Annotated in this window: 20 protein-coding genes; 5 read left to right on the forward strand and 15 right to left on the reverse strand. The window is 71.0% G+C overall.

Features of this window, described 5'->3' with window-relative positions:
* Positions 1-79: 79 nt before the first annotated feature.
* From ACKOB8_RS01580 to ACKOB8_RS01595, 4 genes are read right to left on the reverse strand one after another with little or no spacing between them, the layout of a single operon-like run.
* A complete protein-coding gene (locus tag ACKOB8_RS01580; RefSeq protein ID WP_526374944.1) occupies positions 80-1,360 on the reverse strand; it encodes a M18 family aminopeptidase in 1,281 nt (426 codons plus the stop codon).
* Between the two features lie 3 nt (positions 1,361-1,363).
* Complete coding sequence (gene purQ / locus ACKOB8_RS01585; protein WP_526374946.1) at positions 1,364-2,038, reverse strand: phosphoribosylformylglycinamidine synthase subunit PurQ; 675 nt, start codon at positions 2,036-2,038, stop codon at positions 1,364-1,366.
* Entirely contained in the window at positions 2,035-2,274 is a 240-nt protein-coding gene (purS, locus tag ACKOB8_RS01590) for a phosphoribosylformylglycinamidine synthase subunit PurS (protein ID WP_526374948.1), read from the reverse strand. The genes purQ and purS overlap by 4 nt, the downstream gene beginning before the upstream one ends.
* A gap of 49 nt (positions 2,275-2,323) precedes the next feature.
* On the reverse strand, positions 2,324-2,989 hold the full coding sequence (locus ACKOB8_RS01595) for an ATPase (RefSeq protein ID WP_526374950.1): 666 nt from the start codon (positions 2,987-2,989) through the stop codon (positions 2,324-2,326).
* A gap of 32 nt (positions 2,990-3,021) precedes the next feature.
* On the opposite strand from ACKOB8_RS01595, the gene ACKOB8_RS01600 reads away from it, so the two are divergent.
* Together ACKOB8_RS01600 and ACKOB8_RS01605 are read left to right on the forward strand one after the other, a co-directional pair.
* Positions 3,022-3,660: an MBL fold metallo-hydrolase gene (locus tag ACKOB8_RS01600; RefSeq protein ID WP_526374952.1), complete on the forward strand. Its 639-nt coding sequence runs from the start codon at positions 3,022-3,024 to the stop codon at positions 3,658-3,660.
* A 1-nt stretch (position 3,661) separates the two neighbouring features.
* Positions 3,662-4,453, forward strand: a complete 792-nt coding sequence (locus ACKOB8_RS01605) for an SDR family oxidoreductase (protein ID WP_526374954.1) — start codon at positions 3,662-3,664, stop codon at positions 4,451-4,453.
* Here ACKOB8_RS01605 and ACKOB8_RS01610 read toward each other — a convergent pair.
* From ACKOB8_RS01610 to ACKOB8_RS01620, 3 genes are read right to left on the reverse strand one after another with little or no spacing between them, the layout of a single operon-like run.
* Positions 4,450-5,151 carry a DUF2334 domain-containing protein gene (locus tag ACKOB8_RS01610; protein WP_526374956.1) on the reverse strand — a complete coding sequence of 234 codons (702 nt, stop codon included), beginning with the start codon at positions 5,149-5,151 and terminating at the stop codon, positions 4,450-4,452. The two genes, ACKOB8_RS01605 and ACKOB8_RS01610, sit on opposite strands and share 4 nt — an antisense overlap.
* Before the next feature lie 36 nt (positions 5,152-5,187).
* Entirely contained in the window at positions 5,188-7,311 is a 2,124-nt protein-coding gene (locus ACKOB8_RS01615; RefSeq protein WP_526374958.1) for a S9 family peptidase, read from the reverse strand.
* Positions 7,308-8,201, reverse strand: coding sequence for a phosphoribosylaminoimidazolesuccinocarboxamide synthase (locus ACKOB8_RS01620; protein WP_526374960.1), 894 nt, complete (start codon positions 8,199-8,201; stop codon positions 7,308-7,310). Before ACKOB8_RS01620 ends, ACKOB8_RS01615 begins: the two co-directional genes overlap by 4 nt.
* A 24-nt stretch (positions 8,202-8,225) precedes the next feature.
* Between ACKOB8_RS01620 and ACKOB8_RS01625 the strand changes: the two genes are divergently transcribed.
* Positions 8,226-8,855 (forward strand): hypothetical protein, encoded by a 630-nt coding sequence (locus ACKOB8_RS01625; RefSeq protein WP_526374962.1) that lies wholly within the window; start codon positions 8,226-8,228, stop codon positions 8,853-8,855.
* Between the two features lie 6 nt (positions 8,856-8,861).
* Here ACKOB8_RS01625 and ACKOB8_RS01630 read toward each other — a convergent pair whose 3' ends face one another.
* Together ACKOB8_RS01630 and purB are read right to left on the reverse strand one after the other, a co-directional pair.
* Positions 8,862-10,112, reverse strand: a complete 1,251-nt coding sequence (locus ACKOB8_RS01630; protein WP_526374964.1) for a cytochrome P450 — start codon at positions 10,110-10,112, stop codon at positions 8,862-8,864.
* A gap of 10 nt (positions 10,113-10,122) precedes the next feature.
* Positions 10,123-11,541: an adenylosuccinate lyase gene (gene purB / locus ACKOB8_RS01635; RefSeq protein ID WP_526374966.1), complete on the reverse strand. Its 1,419-nt coding sequence runs from the start codon at positions 11,539-11,541 to the stop codon at positions 10,123-10,125.
* Between the two features lie 24 nt (positions 11,542-11,565).
* On the opposite strand from purB, the gene ACKOB8_RS01640 reads away from it, so the two are divergent.
* Positions 11,566-12,297 carry a DUF429 domain-containing protein gene (locus tag ACKOB8_RS01640; protein WP_526374968.1) on the forward strand — a complete coding sequence of 244 codons (732 nt, stop codon included), beginning with the start codon at positions 11,566-11,568 and terminating at the stop codon, positions 12,295-12,297.
* Here ACKOB8_RS01640 and ACKOB8_RS01645 read toward each other — a convergent pair.
* Positions 12,294-13,229 (reverse strand): SDR family NAD(P)-dependent oxidoreductase, encoded by a 936-nt coding sequence (locus ACKOB8_RS01645; RefSeq protein WP_526374982.1) that lies wholly within the window; start codon positions 13,227-13,229, stop codon positions 12,294-12,296. The two genes, ACKOB8_RS01640 and ACKOB8_RS01645, sit on opposite strands and share 4 nt — an antisense overlap.
* 53 nt (positions 13,230-13,282) lie before the next feature.
* A complete protein-coding gene (locus ACKOB8_RS01650) occupies positions 13,283-13,891 on the reverse strand; it encodes a TetR/AcrR family transcriptional regulator (protein WP_526374970.1) in 609 nt (202 codons plus the stop codon).
* 67 nt (positions 13,892-13,958) lie between these two features.
* Between ACKOB8_RS01650 and ACKOB8_RS01655 the strand changes: the two genes are divergently transcribed.
* Positions 13,959-14,783, forward strand: a complete 825-nt coding sequence (locus tag ACKOB8_RS01655; protein WP_526374972.1) for an alpha/beta hydrolase — start codon at positions 13,959-13,961, stop codon at positions 14,781-14,783.
* A 15-nt stretch (positions 14,784-14,798) separates the two neighbouring features.
* Here the strand turns inward: ACKOB8_RS01655 and purD are convergent, their stop codons facing one another.
* The 4 genes from purD to ACKOB8_RS01675 all read right to left on the reverse strand — a co-directional run.
* On the reverse strand, positions 14,799-16,067 hold the full coding sequence (gene purD, locus ACKOB8_RS01660; RefSeq protein ID WP_526374974.1) for a phosphoribosylamine--glycine ligase: 1,269 nt from the start codon (positions 16,065-16,067) through the stop codon (positions 14,799-14,801).
* An 87-nt stretch (positions 16,068-16,154) separates the two neighbouring features.
* Entirely contained in the window at positions 16,155-16,529 is a 375-nt protein-coding gene (locus ACKOB8_RS01665) for a carboxymuconolactone decarboxylase family protein (protein WP_526374976.1), read from the reverse strand.
* A 3-nt stretch (positions 16,530-16,532) separates the two neighbouring features.
* Complete coding sequence (locus ACKOB8_RS01670; protein WP_526374978.1) at positions 16,533-17,396, reverse strand: NAD(P)-dependent oxidoreductase; 864 nt, start codon at positions 17,394-17,396, stop codon at positions 16,533-16,535.
* On the reverse strand, positions 17,393-17,618 hold a 226-nt coding region (locus tag ACKOB8_RS01675; RefSeq protein ID WP_526374980.1), incomplete at its 5' end, for an SDR family NAD(P)-dependent oxidoreductase. The genes ACKOB8_RS01675 and ACKOB8_RS01670, both read right to left, overlap by 4 nt.

Consider the following 17,618-nt stretch of genomic DNA (forward strand, 5'->3'; position numbering starts at 1 on the left):
TCTCCCCCGACGGCTGCCGCCCACCATTTCGCCAACCGCGGGGGATCGGCGCAGTCGACGGTGATCATCTCCAGACTCATCACGGGGACCTCGCAGGCTCCAGAAACGCCTGCAGCGCGGCGCCGTAGGCGGCAACGTCCGCGGCGCCCATGAGTTCGCGCGCGGAGTGCATGGCCAGTTGCGGCGCGCCGACGTCGACGGTGGGAATCCCGGTGCGCGCGGCGGTCATCGGTCCGATGGTGGACCCGCACGGCAGGTCGGCGCGGTGCTCGTAGCGCTGCAGTCCGACCCCGGCCTGCCGACAGGCCAGTGCGAACGCGGCCGCGGTGCGGCCGTCGGTGGCGTAACGCAGGTTGGGGTGGACCTTGAGCACCGGGCCGCCGTTGACGTCGATCGGATGGCCGGGTTCGTGTCGCTCCGGATAGTTCGGGTGGGTGGCGTGCGCCATGTCCGCCGAGGCCACCATCGACGCTGTCGTCAGGCGCAGGAAGTCCTCCCGGTCACCGCCGGCGGCCAGCACGATCCGCTCCAGCGTGGTGCGCAGGAAATCCGACTGGGCGCCGTGATCGGACGTCGAACCGACCTCCTCGTGGTCGAACAGGGCCAGCACCGGAACGCAACCGGTCGCTGCCGCACCGATCAGCGCCTCCAGTCCGGCATAACAGCTCGCCTGATTGTCCAGCCGCGGGGCGCTGAGGAGGTCCTGGTCGACTCCGATGACCCGGGAGGGGCTCAGGTCATGGGTCATCAGATCCGCGGACAGCAGATCAGCCGGCGCCACCCCGGCCCGATCAGCGACGTAGTCGAGAAACGGCCGAGCCGGGACCTGTGCCCCGATGACCGCGTCGAGGTGGCGCTGCGGGTTCAGACTCACCGAGTTTCGGTCCTCAGCGAGATGGATGGCCAGTTGCGGCACCCGCAGCAGCGGCTCATCGAAGCGGACCAGGCGATGCTCAAGTCCGCCGTCGTTGCCGCGCAGCGAGATTCGGCCACTGAGCCCCAGGTCGCGGTCCAGCCACGAGTTCAGCCACGCCCCGCCGTAGGGCTGCAGCCGCACCAGCCGCCACCCGCGCTCGGTGCGGTCCGGGTGTTGCTTGACTCGCAGGTTGGGGCTGTCGGTGTGGGCGCCGACGATCCGGAACGGCATGGGCGCGACGTTCGAGGACGGCGCGCTGTGCCAGGCGATCAGCGAACCCGCGCGCACGGTGAAGTACCGGCCGGCGGCGGCGTTCCATCGGTCGGTCTCCGCCAGTTCGGTGTAACCGGCGTCGGTGAGTCGCCGGGCGACGGTCGCACAGAGGTGGAACGGCGACGGCGAGGCGTCGATGAACGCACACAGTCCCTGCGCGGTGGCGGTCATCGCTCAGACGGCCAGCACCGCGTCGAGGGCCGAGTAGAACATCCCCAGCCCGTCGTCCGACGGCCCGGTCAGCGGCTCGGTCGCGTGTTCGGGGTGCGGCATCAAGCCGACCACCCGGCCGTTGGCCGAGCTGACACCGGCGATGTCGCGCATCGAGCCGTTCGGGTTCTCGGCGTAGCGGAACACGACGCGACCCTCGCCCTCGAGTTCATCGAGCACGGACTGCGCTGCGACGTAGCGTCCCTCGCCGGACTTCAGCGGCACCAGCACCTCGGCACCCCATTCGTAGCGCGAGGTCCAGGCGGTGGTGATGGAGTCCACCTTCAGCCACACGTCGCGGCAGAGGAAGTGCAGGCCCGCATTCCGGGTCAGGGCGCCGGGCAGCAGACCCGACTCGCACAGGATCTGGAAACCGTTGCAGATGCCCAGCACCGGCATGCCGCGCTGCGCCGCGGCGATGACCTCGCCCATGACGGGGGCGAACTTGGCGATCGCCCCGCAGCGCAGATAGTCGCCGTAGGAGAAGCCCCCCGGCACCACCACCGCGTCCACGCCCCTGAGGTCGGCATCGGCGTGCCACAGGCTGACCGCCTGCGCCCCCGCCAGGCGGACCGCGCGGGCGGCATCGACGTCGTCGAGGCTCCCGGGAAAGGTGATGACGCCGACCCGGGCGCTCACGACGGTTCCCTGGTCACCGACCAGTCCTCGATCACGGTGTTGGCCAGCAGTGACTCGGCGATCTCGGTGAGCTCCTCGTCGGTGACCGAATCGTCGACCTCGAGCTCGAATCGCTTGCCCTGCCTGACATCTGAGATCCCGGAGTGGCCCAGCCGGCCCAGCGCCCCGACGATCGCCTGGCCCTGCGGGTCGAGGATCTCCGTCTTGGGCATCACGTTGACTACTACCCGGCCCACTGGGCTCCTCTGCGGTCGGCTGATCGTGCGTCCCGATCCTACCGGCGGGTCATCCGCACGAGCCGATGTATGCGGTGCACAGGGGGGCTCCCAGCGTGTCGAGGACGGTGGCGTCGGCGATCGGCGGCCACGGCGTCAGCGGTGGGCCCGCCGACCACAGGGCCAGCTCGCTGATGGTGCTGTTGGCGCGGTTGGCGACCAGGTACTGGTGCAGGATCACCGGGCCGCTGACCACCGCGGCCAGCCGGTCGGGCTCATCGACGGTCAGCGAGGGCGAGGCCAGCAGGTTGGTCTGCTGGCAGGCGCGCAACGCGGCGAGCGCTGCGGCGAACACCTGGTCGACCAGTTCGGCGCCGCGCCAGGTCTCCCCCGTCCAATGCACGACCTGCGCCTGCAACTGCCACTGGCCGGGCGGATGGACCACCACCGCGCGCTCGGCGACGGCGTAGCCGCGCGGGTCGGCGGCCGGCGGCGGCGAGCCGCAGAGCTCCTCGAAGCGAAACCGCGGACCCGGTGAGGTCACGGCCAACCCGGCCAGCTGCGGCCAGTCGTAGACGATGTTCAACGGGATCGACCACGGCGCTACCCACGCCGAATCGGGAATGCTGTCACAGGCCGGCGGGCAGTCGTAGGGCTCGGCCGCCGCCCGCGGTGCCAGCGGCAGGCCGCCGGCCACCAGCATCGCCACCAGGACCGTCCGCACCGGGAACCGCACACGAGAATCGTAGGGAGCGCACAATCGAATCCATGGAATTGGCGCACTTCGGTCATTCGTGCCTGCACGTCGAACTCGACGGGGTCCGGCTGCTGTTCGACCCGGGAAACTTCTCCCACGGATTCGAGGGCGTCACCGGCCTGGACGCCATCCTGATCACCCACCAGCACCCCGACCATGCCGACCCGCGGCGGCTGCCCGCCCTGGTGGAGGCCAACCCGCGGGCCGCGCTCTACGCCGACCCGCAGACCGCGGCCATGCTGGGCGGGGACTGGACCGCGGTGCACGCCGGTGATGAGTTCACCGTCGGCGGCCTGCGGCTTCGCGGGGCGGGCGGGCGGCACGCCGTCATCCACCCCGAGATCCCGGTCATCGACAACATCTCCTACCTGATCGGCGACGCTGAACACCCGGCGAAGCTGATGCATCCCGGGGACGCGCTGTTCGTCCCCGGGGAGGCGGTGCACGTGCTGGCCACACCGGCGGCGGCGCCGTGGATGAAGATCGCCGAGGCCGTCGACTACCTACGGGCCGTCGCCCCCCGCCACGCCGTTCCGATCCATCAGGGCATCATCGCCCCGGAGGCGCGCGGGATCTACCACAGCCGGTTGAGCGAAATGTGCGACACCGACGTGCGGGTCCTCACCGAGGAGAACTCGGTACGGTTCTGACATGTGCGATCTGCAGCGACTGTTCGGGCTTGCCGGAAAGACCGCGCTGGTCACCGGTGGCACCCGCGGAATCGGGCTGATGATCGCCCGCGGACTGCTGCAGGCGGGCGCCGCCGTGGTGATCTCCTCGCGCAAATCCGACGGGTGTGAGCAGGCGGTCGCCGCGCTGTCGGGCTTCGGCCCGGTGCGGGCCGTGGCCGCCGATCTGTCCCGCCGCGAGGAGTGCCAGCGGCTGGCCGCCGACGTCGGCCAATCCGGATCGCTGGACATCCTGGTCAACAATGCCGGCGCGACCTGGGGGGAGGCGCTGGAGACGTTCCCGGCCTCGGCGTGGGACCGGGTGCTGGATCTCAACCTCAAGGCACCGTTCTGGATGGTCCAGGAACTGCTGCCTGCGCTGCGCGCCGCCGGTACCGCCGACGACCCCGCCCGCGTCATCAACATCGGCAGCATCGACGGTATCCACGTCAGCCCGATGTCGACCTACTCCTACTCGGCGAGCAAGGCGGCGATCCACCAGTTGACCCGGGTGCTGGCCAGAGAACTCGGTCCCCAACACATCACGGTCAACGCGATCGCACCCGGGCCCTTCCCGTCGAAGATGATGGCGGCCACCCTTGAGGCGTTCGGAGACACCATCGCCGCTTCCGCTCCGCTGCGCCGGATCGGGCGCGACGACGACATGGCGGGGACGGCGGTGTTCCTGGCCAGCCGGGCCGGCTCGTATGTCAACGGTGCGATCCTCCCGGTGGACGGCGGCATCGCCACCACCGCCAGTGGGACCGCGCGCTAGGCCGCGTCGGCGAGCGCCGGATCGGGGTCCCAGCGGTACACCCCGGGCGCGCAGCCGTGCATGAGTGCGAGATCGACCGCGTCCAGCACGGCGTGCCGGGGGCCCGGCCTGCCCAGCTGGCGAGCCGACACGGCCAACCGGACCGTCCCGCCCCGGCGCGCGATCCGTTCGGCGGAGAGCACCACCGTCCGACACCACCACGGTTCGCTGAGGAATCCCGCTCCGATGCCGATCACCCGGGCTCGACGGCTGGTTCCGCGCACCAGATCGACGGTTGCGTACTGTCCGATCAGTAATCGAAAACCGTTGCGCGGCAGAGCTTTCACTGTCCCTGACGAGACGCTCCAGCCGGGGGCGGCGAACAGTCGGGTGCGAAGACCCAGACTTTCCAGGCAGCGGTCGGCGGCGAGCAGACGGAGGTTGGCCTCGTGGGCACCCATGGTGGCGAACTCGCCGCGTCGGCGGTTGGCCGCCTCGTCGAAGCCGTGCAGTACGACGGCGTCACCGCGGGAGCGCCGCCCGCGCAGCCAGTCGGCGGTCGCCGGATCCGAGTCGAGGTGGTAGCCGTGCTTGAGCCGGGGCGCGACGAACAGTGAAACCGGCACACCCCGGTCATCGAGCAGGTGGTGAAACTCGTCGAGATGACCCAGCGTCCGGTTGTCGATCCCGGACACCGACACGATCAGCCGACCGGCCATGGGCACAGTGTGGCAAGCCCCGGTGTCGGGACGGTGTCAGGCAGATGGACGGCGAACGGCCTCCCGGCCGAATCGCTCCGGATCGGCGGTCGCCAGCAGCCAGGCGTACTGGAAGGCGACTTCCCGCCAGCGTTCGTAGCGGCCGCTGATGCCGCCGTGCCCGGCCGCCATCTGGGTGCGCAGCAGCACCGGGTGCGCATCGGTCTTGGTGTGTCGCAGCGCTGCCACCCATTTGGCGGGTTCGACGTAGAAGACCCGGGTGTCGTTGAGCGACGTCATCGCCAGGATCGCCGGGTATTCCTTGGCTTCGATGTTCTCGTACGGCGAGTAGGACTTCATGTAGAAGTACACCTCGGGATCCTCCAGCGGGTTGCCCCACTCGTCCCACTCGGTGACCGTCAGGGGCAGCGAGGGGTCGAGGATCGTGGTGAGCGGGTCGACGAAGGGCACCTGCGCGAGGATCCCGGCGAACAACTCCGGCGCCAGGTTGGCGACCGCGCCCATCAGCAGGCCGCCGGCGCTGCCGCCGAGTGCGACCAGGTTCTGCGGCCGGGTGAGCCCGGAGTCGACGAGATGGCGCGCCGCTGAGACGAAGTCGGTGAAGGTGTTCTTCTTCTGCAGCAGTCGGCCGTCCTCGTACCACAGCCGACCCATCTCCCCGCCGCCGCGCACATGGGCTATCGCGAAGACCATTCCGCGATCCAGCAGCGACAACCGGGGTATGGAGAAACGCGGGTCCTCACTGGCCTCGTAGGCGCCGTAGCCGTAGAGCACCGCCGGTGCCGGGAACTGCAGATCGCGGCGATGGATCAGCGAGATCGGGATCCGGGTGCCGTCCGCCGCGATCGCCCAGTCCCGGCGCTCCTCGTAGTCGTCGCGGCGGTAACCGCCCAGAACCGGTTGCTCGCGCAGCAGCGAACGCTCCCCCGACGCCAGGTCGATGTCGTAGATGCGCATCGGCGCCAGAAACGACGTCGCGCCGACGCGCAGTCTCGGGCCGTCCCAGTTGGGGTTCCCGGCCAGTCCGCACGCCATGAGTTCCGAGTCGAAGGTGATGTCCTGCGGGTCGCCCAGGCCGGCCGCGCCGATCGCCCGGATCTGCACGCACGGCAGGCCCTCGCGGCGGTAGCTGACCACGACGTGGCCGGCGAAGGCGTCGACATCCTCGAGGCGGACGTCCTCGCGCGGCGGGATGATCGTGGTCTGGGCGGCCGGATCGGCGACCGGGGCCTCGACGAGGGTGAAATTCGCCGCGCCGTCGTTGTGCAGGATGAAAAACCGGTCCTCGCCGTTGATGATCGCGTGTTCGACGGAGTACTCGACGCCGTCGCGCCGCGGCAGCACCACCGCGAACTCGGCCTGCGGATCAGCGGCGTCGGCGACGAGCACCTCGGAGGTGACCGCCGAGGCCGCCGCGATCACCATGAACATGTCGCTGCGGGTGCGCCCCAACGCCACCCAGAACCGCTCGTCGGGCTCGTGGAACACCTGCTCGGCCGGGCCCGGCGCGCCGAGTCGATGCCGCCACACGGTGTCGGGACGCCACGCCTCGTCGACGGTGGTGTAGTACACCGTTGCGCTGTCGGCCGCCCAGGAGACCCGCGCGCCGATGCCGGAGATCTCCTCCCCGGCGATCTCACCGGACCGCAGGTCCTTGAAGCGCAGGGTGTACCGCTCGTCGCCGATCACGTCGACGGTGAAGGCAAGGATGTTGCCGTCGAGGCTGACGCTGGCGGCGCCCAGGGCGAAATAGTCGTGACCGTCGGCCTCGACGTTCTCGTCGAGGAGCACCTGCTCGCCGGGGATCTCGGTGTGTTCGTCGAACACCGGCGGGTTCCAGTCCTCGAAACGGGTCACCGGGCAGCGGCAGTGCGCGCCGTACTGCTTGCCCTCGAAGCTGCGCGCGTAGTACCACCACTCGCCGCGGCGGGTCGGCACCGACAGATCGGTCTCCTTCACGCGCGACTTGATCTCCTCGAAGATCTGCTGGCGCAGCGGCTCCTGGTAGGCGGTCTGCGCGTCGACGTGAGCGTTCTCCGCCTCCAGGTGGGCAATGACCTCGGGGTCGGACTTGTCGCGCAGCCATTCGTAGGCATCCACGAAGAGGTCACCGTGGTGCACGCGCTGGGTCTGCGACCGTTTCGGTGACGGGGCGCTCATCGCTGCGGCCCGATCCAGTCGCCGAATCGCAGACCGGAGATGCGCTCGTAGGCTTCGATGTAGCGCGCCCGGGTGGCCTCGACGATCGCGTCCGGCAGCGGGGGCGGCGGCGCGGATCCGTACCGGTCCCAGCCGGAGTCCGGTCCGGTCAGCCAGTTGCGGACGAATTGCTTGTCGAAGCTGGGCTGGACGGCACCCTCGCGGTAGGTGTCGGCCGGCCAGTACCGCGAGGAGTCCGGCGTCAGCACCTCGTCGGCCAGTACCAGTTCCCCGTCGCGGTCGACCCCGAACTCGAACTTGGTGTCGGCCAGGATGATCCCCTGAGACAGCGCGTGGCCGGCGGCCTGCGCATAGGTGTGCAGAGTTCGGTCCCGCAGCTCGGCCGCGTGCGAGGCGCCGACCATGTCCTCGACCCGCTCGAAGGGGATGTTCTCGTCGTGGGCGCCGAGGTCGGCCTTGGTCGCGGGGGTGAACAGCGGCCGGTCGAACTTGCTCGCCTCCACCAGGCCGGGCGGCAGGTCGATGCCGCACAGCGTGCCGCTGCGCTGATAGTCCAGCAGACCCGAGCCGGTGAGGTAGCCGCGCGCCACGCACTCCACCGGAACCATCTCCAACTGGCGCACCACCAGCGCGCGGCCGAGCACCTCGGCGGGGATCCGCGGATCGTCCGGCGGTCCCGCGAGATGGTTGGGCGTGGCCAGAAAGCCGAAGAAGAACACACTCATCGCCGTGAGGATGCGCCCCTTGTCCGGGATCAGGGTGTCCAGGACATAGTCGTAGGCGGAGATGCGGTCGGAGGCGACGAACAACAGGTGGCCGTCGTCGATGCGGTAGAGCTCGCGGACCTTGCCGCTGGCGAGGTGTCGGTAGTCGGTCAGGGCGGGACGCACCGCGACAGACTAGCGTTCGATCCCATGAAATCGCGCTTCCTGCCGTATGCGACAACCCCGGCCCGACTGGCCGCCCAACTGGTCAGCGACGTGGTGGTGGGCTCGTGGACCGCAGTGTGGGTGCTCGTCGGCATCGGTGTGCACACCGCGCTGGCGACCATCGCCCGGGTCGGCACCCAAGTCCGTGACGGCGCCACCGGGATCGCCGACAACCTCGGCTCGGCCGGTCAGAGCGCCGACCGCATCCCGCTCGTGGGCGACGCGGTGTCCACACCGCTGCGGGCCGCCAGCGAGGCCGCGCTCGGCCTTGCCGGAGCCGGGGAGAACCTCTACACCACCTCGACGTGGCTCGCGGTCCTGCTCGCGATCGCCGTCGCCGCCCCTCCGATCCTGGCGGTGGGCATGCCCTGGCTGGTGCTGCGCCTGCGCTTCTTCCGGCGCAAACTGACCGTCACCGCGCTGGCCCGCACGCCTGCCGGCGAGCAGTTGCTGGCGCTGCGGGCCCTGGCCAACCGGCCGCTGCCCACTCTCACCGCGATCACCGCCGACCCGGTGGGCGCATGGCGCCGGGAGGACCCCGCGGTCATCCGCGGTCTGGCCGCACTGGAGTTGCGCTCCGCGGGGGTGGCGTCGGCCGCGACGCCGGCGCGCTGAGGGCGCTCAGCGCACGGACTCGCGCCCGCCGCGCGCCACGACGTACAGGTGGCGGATTCCGGTGTGTCGGTTACTGCGGGTCCATTCGACCGGCCGCACCACCTCGAATCCCGCGAATCGGTTCAGCAGCTCCTCGAAGAGCACCCGCAGCTCCAGTCGGGCGAGGTTGGCGCCCAGGCAGTAGTGCACGCCCTGGCCGAAACCGAGATGGGGATTGGGCTTGCGGCCCACGTCGAAGAAGTCGGCACGGTCGAACACCGACTCGTCGCGGTTGGCCGAGCCTTCCCACACCAGGACCTTCTGCCCGGCGCGCACCCGGTGTCCGCCCAGGACGGTGTCGCGGGTCGCGGTGCGCCGCTTCGACGGCGACGGCGAGGTCCAGCGCACCATCTCCTCCACCGCCGTGGGCAGCAGGGCGGGATCGCCGCGCAGCCGGCGGTACTGGTCGGGGTGCGAGGCCAGCGCCAGCAGACCGCCGGCGATCCCGTTGCGGGTGGTCTCCGCTCCCGCACTGAACAGCAGGCTGAAGAACATGTACAGCTCGACGTCGGACAGCGACGGCGCCTCCGGATCGTCGACGGTGGCGTTGGTCACGATCGAGAGCATGTCGTCCCCCGGCGCGGCCCGCTTCTGCGCGATCAGCTCGGTGCCGTAGGCGTGCATCCGCGATCCGGCTTCCTCGACGGACAACCGGGTGATCTCCCCCTTGCGCGCGCCGCCGAAGTCGAAGCTCGGTTCGATGGCCTCGAAGAGCCAGTGCCGTTCGGTCTCCGGCACTCCGAGCAGGATGCAGATCATCTGCATCGGCAACTCCGCGGCGACGTCGACCAGGAAGTCGAACGGTACGTCCGGTTCCACCGCGTCGAGCAGCGTGCGGGCCCGGGCGCGCAGATCGTCCTCGACGCGGCGGATCATCCGCGGCGTCAGGCCGGAGCTGACCAGCCGGCGGATCTGGGCGTGGCGCGGATCGTCCATCATGTTGAGCACCTGACCGGCGACCGGCAGGTCCTGCAGCAGCGTCCCGCCGTACGGCCGTTCACCCCCGGTCACCGACGAGTAGGTGATCGGGTCGCGCAGCACCGCGAGCACCTCCGCGTACCCGGCGACCGACCAGAACCCCTCCCCGCCCGGGGTGTTCTCGGTGGGTTCGTGGAAGAACACCGGCGCCTGCTCGCGGTGCCGTGCGAACACCTCGTGCGGGAACCCCTGCGCGAAGTTCTCCAGATCGGTGAGGTCGACGTCCCTCAGCGAAATCACCAACCAGGCGTCACAGGATCGCGCCGGGGGTGTACTTGGCGGCGTCGGGGTAGGCGCGCACCAGTTCGTCCACCGCGGCGACGACCGAGTCGACCTGGCTGCCGGCCGCGCCGGTGAAGGACTGCCGGTCGGCCAGCGCGGCGTCCAGCGCGGAGCGGTCCAGCGGAAGCCGGGGGTCGGCGGCCAGCCGCTCGATCAGGTCGGGCTCGGTACCGCGCTCACGCATGGCCAGTGCCGTGGCAACGGCATGCTCCCTGATCACCTCGTGGGCGGCCTCGCGGCCCATCCCGGCGCGCACCGCCGCGATCAGCACTTTGGTGGTGGCCAGGAACGGCAGGAAGCGGTCCAGTTCACGTTGGATCACGGCGGGGTAGGCGCCGAACTCCTCGAGCACGGTCAGGAACGTCTCGGTCTGACCGTCGATGGCGAAGAAGGCGTCGGGCAGCGCCACCCGGCGCACCACCGAGCAGAAGACGTCGCCCTCGTTCCACTGCGCGCCGGCCAGTTCGGCGGTCATCGATCCGTAGCCGCGAAGCACCACCTGCAACCCGTTGACCCGTTCGCAACTGCGGGTGTTCATCTTGTGCGGCATCGCCGAGGAACCGACCTGCCCGGGCGCGAAGCCCTCGGTGGCCAGTTCGTGGCCCGCCATCAGCCGGATGGTGTGCGCCAGCGAGGACGGACCCGCGCCGAGTTGCACCAGCGCGGAGACCACGTCGTGGTCCAGCGAACGCGGGTAGACCTGGCCCACGCTGTCGAGCACCTCGCCGAATCCGAGGAACTCCGCGACCCGGCGCTCCAGTTCGGCCTGCCGGGCGACGTCGCCGTCGAACAGGTCGAGCATGTCCTGGGCGGTTCCCATCGGCCCCTTGATACCGCGCAGCGGGTAGCGGTCGAGCAGCTCACGGATGCGGGTCAGCGCGATCAGGGTTTCGCGGGCCGCTGAGGCGAACCGCTTGCCCAGCGTGGTCGCCTGCGCGGCGACGTTGTGGCTGCGGCCGGCCATCACCAGATCCCGGTAGCCCGCCGCGCGTTCGGCCAGGCGCGCCACCACCGCGACCCCGTGGGCGTGCACGAGTTCCAGCGACTGGCGCACCTGAAGCTGCTCGACGTTCTCGGTGAGGTCCCGGCTAGTCATCCCCTTGTGCACGTGCTGGTGGCCGGCGAGCGCGTTGAACTCCTCGATGCGGGCTTTCACGTCGTGGCGCAGTGCCCGCTCGCGCGTGGCGATGGAGTCCAGGTCGACGTCGTCGAGGACCCGCTCGTAGTCGGCGATCGCCTCGGCGGGCACCTCGACGCCCAGGTCGCGCTGGGCCCGCAGAACGGCCAGCCAGAGCCGGCGCTCGGCGACGATCTTGGCCCGCGGCGACCAGATCGCGACCATCTCCGCGCTGGCGTACCGGCCGGCCAGGACGTCGGGAACGATCACAGCCCACAGCTTACGGTTTGGGGTGTGTACTTCGTCGGAGTCGACCTCGCCTGGGGCCGGCGCAGCCCGACCGGCGTGGCAGCCGTCGACGCGCGCGGAAAGCTGTGTCATCTGGGGGTCGCCGGCAGCGACGAGGACCTGCGCGCCCAGCTGGAGCCCTATGTGCGCGACGAGTGCGTGGTGGCCATCGACGCGCCGCTGGTGGTGACCAATCCCTCGGGCAACCGGCCGTGCGAGGCCGCGCTGAACCGGACCTTCCGCCGCTTCGACGCCGGCGCGCATCCGGCCAACACCGGACTGGCCTGGTTCGCCGACGGCGGGCGCGGGGCACAGTTGTGCGCGGCCCTGGACCTCGAACTCGACCCGCACGCGCCGTCGTCGCGGCGCGCCCTGGAGGTCTACCCGCACGCCGCGTCGGTGGTGCTCTTCGACCTGCCCAAGACGCTGAAGTACAAACAGAAGCCGGGTCGGGACTTCGCGCTGCTGCGGTCGGAGCTGTTGCGGCTGATGGGGTTGATCGAAGGTCTGGCATCGGCCACGCCCGGTCTCGACCTCGGCGACGGCGGGTGGGCCGAGCTTCGCGGCTCGGTGCGCTCGGCGACCCGCAAGGCGCAGTTGCGCCGGGCCGAGGACCCGGTCGACGCGGTGCTGTGCGCCTACATCGCCCGCTTCTTCGTCGAGCGACCCGCCGACGTGACCGTCTACGGCGACCCGACGACCGGGTGCATCGTCACGCCGACGGCGGCCGGCGGCTAGACCCAGCGGGTCGGCGTCTCGGTGAGGTCGCTGACGGCCTGCAGGAACCGGCGCACGGTGGCCTGATTCTCGTGCCGCTGCCAGCCGAAGGTGGTGGGGCGCTGGGCCCGGTCGTGCCAGAAGTGGCCGGGCCGCGACGGCGGGCGGGTGGCCACCAGCCACACCACCGTGTCGGCCCCGTCGGCCAGATCCCGCAGCAGCGGCCGGGTGATCACCCGGAAGCGCGGCAGGTACTCGGCCACCCCGGGGGTGTCGACCCAGCCCGGGTGCATGCTTTCCACCCGCACGTCGGTGCCGGCCAGCCGGCGCGCCCAGGCGTCGGCGAGCACCACCTGCATCCGCTTGGTGCGTGCATAGGCGCGCACGCCGTTGTAGTCGTTGCGGTACTCCAGATCGCCGACCACCAGCGGGGTGCTGTACATCCCGCCGGAGGAGACGAACACCACCGAGGCTCCCCGGGCCGCGCGCAGCAGCGGGAGCAGCTTCTCGGTCATCAGGTGCGGGCCCAGGACGTGGGTGGCCAGTTGCAGCTCGTGACCCTGCGGGGTGACGAGCCGTTGCTTGGGCATCAGCCCGGCGTTGTGCACCAATCCCTCGAGTGCGGGAACGCGGTTGGCGAAGTCGGCCGCCCACGCCGTCACCGCATCGAGGTCGGAGACGTCGCACACCTCCCCCACCACCGTCGCCCCGGGCACCTGCTCGGTGATCTCGGCCACGCAGCGACGGACTTTGGCCGGATCGCGACCCAGCAGGTGCACCGTCGCCCCGAGTTCGGCGAAGGAACGCGCCATCGCCAGCCCGATGCCCGCTGTCGCGCCGGTGACCAGGACCCGTTTGCCGTCCAGGCAACCCGGGGCGGGATCGGCCGGCCACCACCGGCGGCGCAGCCCGGAGCCGATCTTGGTGTAGCCCAGCACCAGGGCGCGGTCCATCGCCCCGTCGATCAGGTCCGTCACCGGCCGGGCGACCGCCCGCAGGTCCACCGTCACATCCGCTCGTCGATCGGAGCAAGAACGTCGATCACACCGACCAGCGTCGCACGGACGGTCTCGCGGGGTCCGCCCCGGTCGGCGACGATCGCCGAGACCACCGCGCCGTCGACCGCACACACCAGGGCCGTCATCATGTCCACCCGCGCGCACCGGCCGGACCGGGCCATCGCCTCGACGACGGCGTCGATGCGCTGCTGGAGCAACCGCCGTTCCACGCCGCGCAGCGCCGGGTGCCGCGCGCAGGCGATGTAGCGCTCGTAGCGCGCGATCAGACGGTCGCTGCTCGGCTCGCCGGCGAGCAGTTCGACGAGCAGGTCGGCGGCGGCGTCGGTGCCGCGGCGCCGGCGCGGCAAGGCCTGGACCGAAGCGCGCAACTGGGCGGCCTCGGCCGCACCGATGTACTCCACGGCCCTGCCGACCAGTTCGTCCAGCGACGAGAAGTAATAGGTCGTCGAGGCGAGCGGCAATCCCGCACGCCGCGCGACCGCGCGATGGTGGACCGCCTCAAACCCGCCCTCGCACAACAACTCGGCTGCGGCACTGACGAGCGCATACCGGCGACGTTCTCCCTTGGGTGTCACCGCCGCGGTCACCCCCGCCATGCTGCCAGCCTGCTGCGCCCCGCAACCCGGCTTTTGCCGACTTGGCAGAGCCGGTCAGGATGGGTGCATGCCGGACATCAGCCGCCGCGAAATTCTGCGGCTTGCGATCGCCGCCGGCGCGGCCGGACTCGGCGTATTGCCCGGGCGGGGGACTCCGCGCGCCCGGGCCGATCCGGCGGCGGCGCCGACGAGGGAGACCGGCACGTTCGTCTCGGCCGCGCGCGGCGGGGTGCCCACCGCGTGGGCGATCGCCCGGCCGCCCGGTCAGCACGCCGCGCTGCGACCGCTGATCGCCCTGCACGGCAAGGGCAGCGACGCGGCGACGGTGATGGCCGGCGGCGTCGAGCAGGGCCTGGCCCAGGCGGTGGCCGCCGGCCTGCCGCCGTTCGCCGTGGTCGCCGTCGACGGGGGCGGCGGCTACTGGCATCGCCGCTCCTCCGGCGAGGACTCCGGCGCGATGGTGCTCGACGAACTCATCCCGATGCTCGCCGGGCAGGGACTGGACACCTCCCGGGTCGGGTTCCTGGGCTGGTCGATGGGCGGGTACGGCGCTCTGCTGCTCGGCGGCCGGCTCGGTGCGGCCCGGACCGCCGCGATCTGCGCGGTCAGTCCCGCGCTGTGGACGTCGTCGGGCGCGGCCGCGGCCGGAGCATTCGACGGCCCGGCGGACTTCGCCGCCAACAGCGTGTTCGGCCTGCCCGCGCTGGCGTCGATTCCGATCCGGGTCGACTGCGGCTTCAGCGACCCGTTCGCCACGGCCACCGAGGACTTCATCGCCCAGTTGCCCAACCCGCCGGCCGGGGGCTTCTCCCCCGGTGGGCACGACCCGGGATTCTGGAGCGCTCAGCTGCCCGCCGAGTTGTCGTGGATCGCCCCGCGGCTCACCGCCTGACGGGTCGAGGGTCGGTCAGAGACTGGGGCTGCCCTCGGCTGCCGCCCGGGCGATGTCGCGGCGAAAGTGCCCGCCGGGCAACCGGATCGAGGACATTGTCTGATAGGCCGCTTCCCGGGCGGCAGCCAGATCGGCACCCGTCCCCACGACCGACAGCACCCGTCCGCCGGAGGAGACGATCGAGCCGTCCTCGCGGCGGGTGGTGCCCGCGTGCAGCACACCCGCAGCGTCCGACCCGGTGATCACGTCACCGACGCGCGGTCGACCGGGATAGTTCTCGGCGGCCAGCACCACGGCGACCGCAGCGCCGGGATGCCAGCGCGGGGCGGGAACCTCGGCCAGCGTCCCGGTGGCGGTCGCGTGCAGCAGCTGCCCCAGCGGGGACTCCAGCAGCGCCAGGACCGCCTGGGTCTCGGGGTCGCCGAACCGGCAGTTGAACTCGACCACCGCGGGCCCGTCGGCGGTGATCGCCAGCCCCGCGTAGAGCAGACCGGAGAAGGGGCAGCCCCGGGCGACCAGTTCGGCGGCCACCGGCTCGATGACCTCACGCACGATCGCGGCCGTCACCGAGTCGGGCAGCCACGGCAGGGGCGCGTAGGCGCCCATGCCTCCGGTGTTGGGGCCGAGGTCGTCGTCGGCGACCCGCTTGAAGTCCTGCGCGGGCAGCAGCGGCACGACGGTGGCGCCGTCGACCAGACAGAACAGCGATACCTCCGGCCCGTCGAGAAACGACTCCAACACCACCGGGTGACCGGACTCCAGCAGCGCCGCCGCGTGCGCGCGCGCGGCGTGCCGGTCGGGGGTGACGACCACGCCCTTGCCCGCGGCCAACCCGTCGTCTTTGACCACCCAGGCGGGCTGGCCCGCGGGCGGACCGAACCGGTCCAGCGCGGCGTCCAGCTTCGCCGGGTTGTCGACGGTCTCGCTCGCCGCGGTGCGCACCCCGGCCGCGGCCATCACCTCCTTGGCGAAGGCTTTCGAGCCCTCGATGCGCGCCGCGTCCCGCGACGGACCGAAACAGGCGATACCGGCCGAACGCACCGCGTCGGCGACACCGAGTACCAGCGGCATCTCCGGGCCGATCACCACCAGGTCAGCCCGCAGCCGGTTCGCCAGCGCGGTCACGGCGTCGGCGGAGGTGACATCGACGTCGTACTGTTCGGCGATCCGGGTGCTGCCGGCATTGCCGGGCGCGATCGCCAGGTAGTCCACCGCCGGGTCTCTGCGCAGGGCGTCCAGCAGAGCGTGTTCGCGGGCTCCTGATCCGATGACGAGGACGCGCACAGGATCACACCCTAATTGGCGGTCATGCTAACGGTGGTTGCCGGGGCGGTGGCCGTACCGGTCCGCGGTCGGCTGGTAGCGCGGACGTCACCGAGGGCTCTCCCCGGCTGACGCGCCGCGCCGGGCGATCACCTTCTCCACCACGCCGTTGAAGGTCGACCCCAGCGGGAAACCCACATAGTGGGTGATGAACACCGCCATCTCGCGCAGGTCGGATTCGGTCATCTCCCCGTTGTGCAGCGCCGCGTTGACCTGGATCTCGGCCAGGTCGGGCAGCCCGAGCGCGGTCACCACCGACAGGGTCATGATCCGCTTGTCGCGCATCGACAGTCCCGGGCGGCTCCAGATGTCGGCGAAGAGGTGATCGACGGTCACCGCGAAGAAGTCCCCGGGCATGTCCGGCATGTCCCACGCGTAGACCTCGTTCATCTTCGCCAGGCCCCGGCGGCGTCGCTCGTCCACTTCTCACTCCTTCGTCGGATGGTGCGGCACTCCGAGCCCGGCCGCGAGGTCGCGCAGCGCGACTTCCGCGAGCGGCAGATCCACACCCAGTGCCCGGCCCAGGCTGAGTGCGAGGCCCAAATCCTTCTCGCCCAGCCCGCGGGTGTGGACGAAGGTGTCATACAGCCAGTGCCCGGGCTCGATTTCGTGCATGCTGTCGCGCACCATGATCGCACCCGGGCCGCCGGTGAGGGCGTCGGTGTGGCGGACCACCCGGCCCAGCGCCTGTAGGTCCAGACCGGCCGCCTCGGCCAGTCTCATCGATTCGCACACCGCAGCGAACGCGGTGAAGGTCAGCATGTTGCGGGCCAGCTTCATCCGCGTGCCGGCTCCCGGCTCACCGGCGTGGATCACCAGCGAGGCCCACCCGGTGAAGACCGGCTTGACGCGCTCGTAGATCGGGCGGGGGGCACCGACCATCGTGGCCAGTTCGCCCTTCGCCGCGGCGTGGGCGCCTCCGCTGACGGGGGCGTCGACGATGTGGATGGACTTGGGCGCGAACCGGTCGGCCAGTTCGGCCGCGGTGGTGTCGGCGATCGTGGAGTGGATGGCGATCACCGTGTCCGGCGCGGCGTGGCGGGCCAGTTCCTCGACGACGTCGCGGACCTGCGCGTCGTCGAGCACGGTGACGCTGACCAGATCCGCCGTCGCCACCTCGGCCAGCCCGCCGGCCAGCGCGGCCCCCGAGGCGGCGAACGGTTGCATCGCCTCGTCGCGCACGTCGAACACCACCAGGCCACCGGGCCAGCCGGCCAGCCGCATCGCCATCGGCGCGCCCATGCTGCCCAGACCGACGTAGCCGAGCCTCGGCGGTGTCGGGTCGGTCATCGGATGATCTGCCCGCCGTCGACGGCGAACACCTGACCGGTGATCCACCGCGCCTGGTCGGAGAGCAGGAACAGGCACATTCCGACCAGGTCCTCCGGTTGACCCATCCGGCTCAGCGGGATCCGCTTGACGATGTCGTCCACCATCGCCTTGGGAGTGGTGGTCCGGTTGGCCTCGGTGTCGATCGGGCCGGGGGCGATGGCGTTGATGCGGATGTTCTGC

It is taken from the genome of Mycobacterium sp. (assembly GCF_046091765.1).
Lineage (GTDB): Bacteria > Actinomycetota > Actinomycetes > Mycobacteriales > Mycobacteriaceae > Mycobacterium.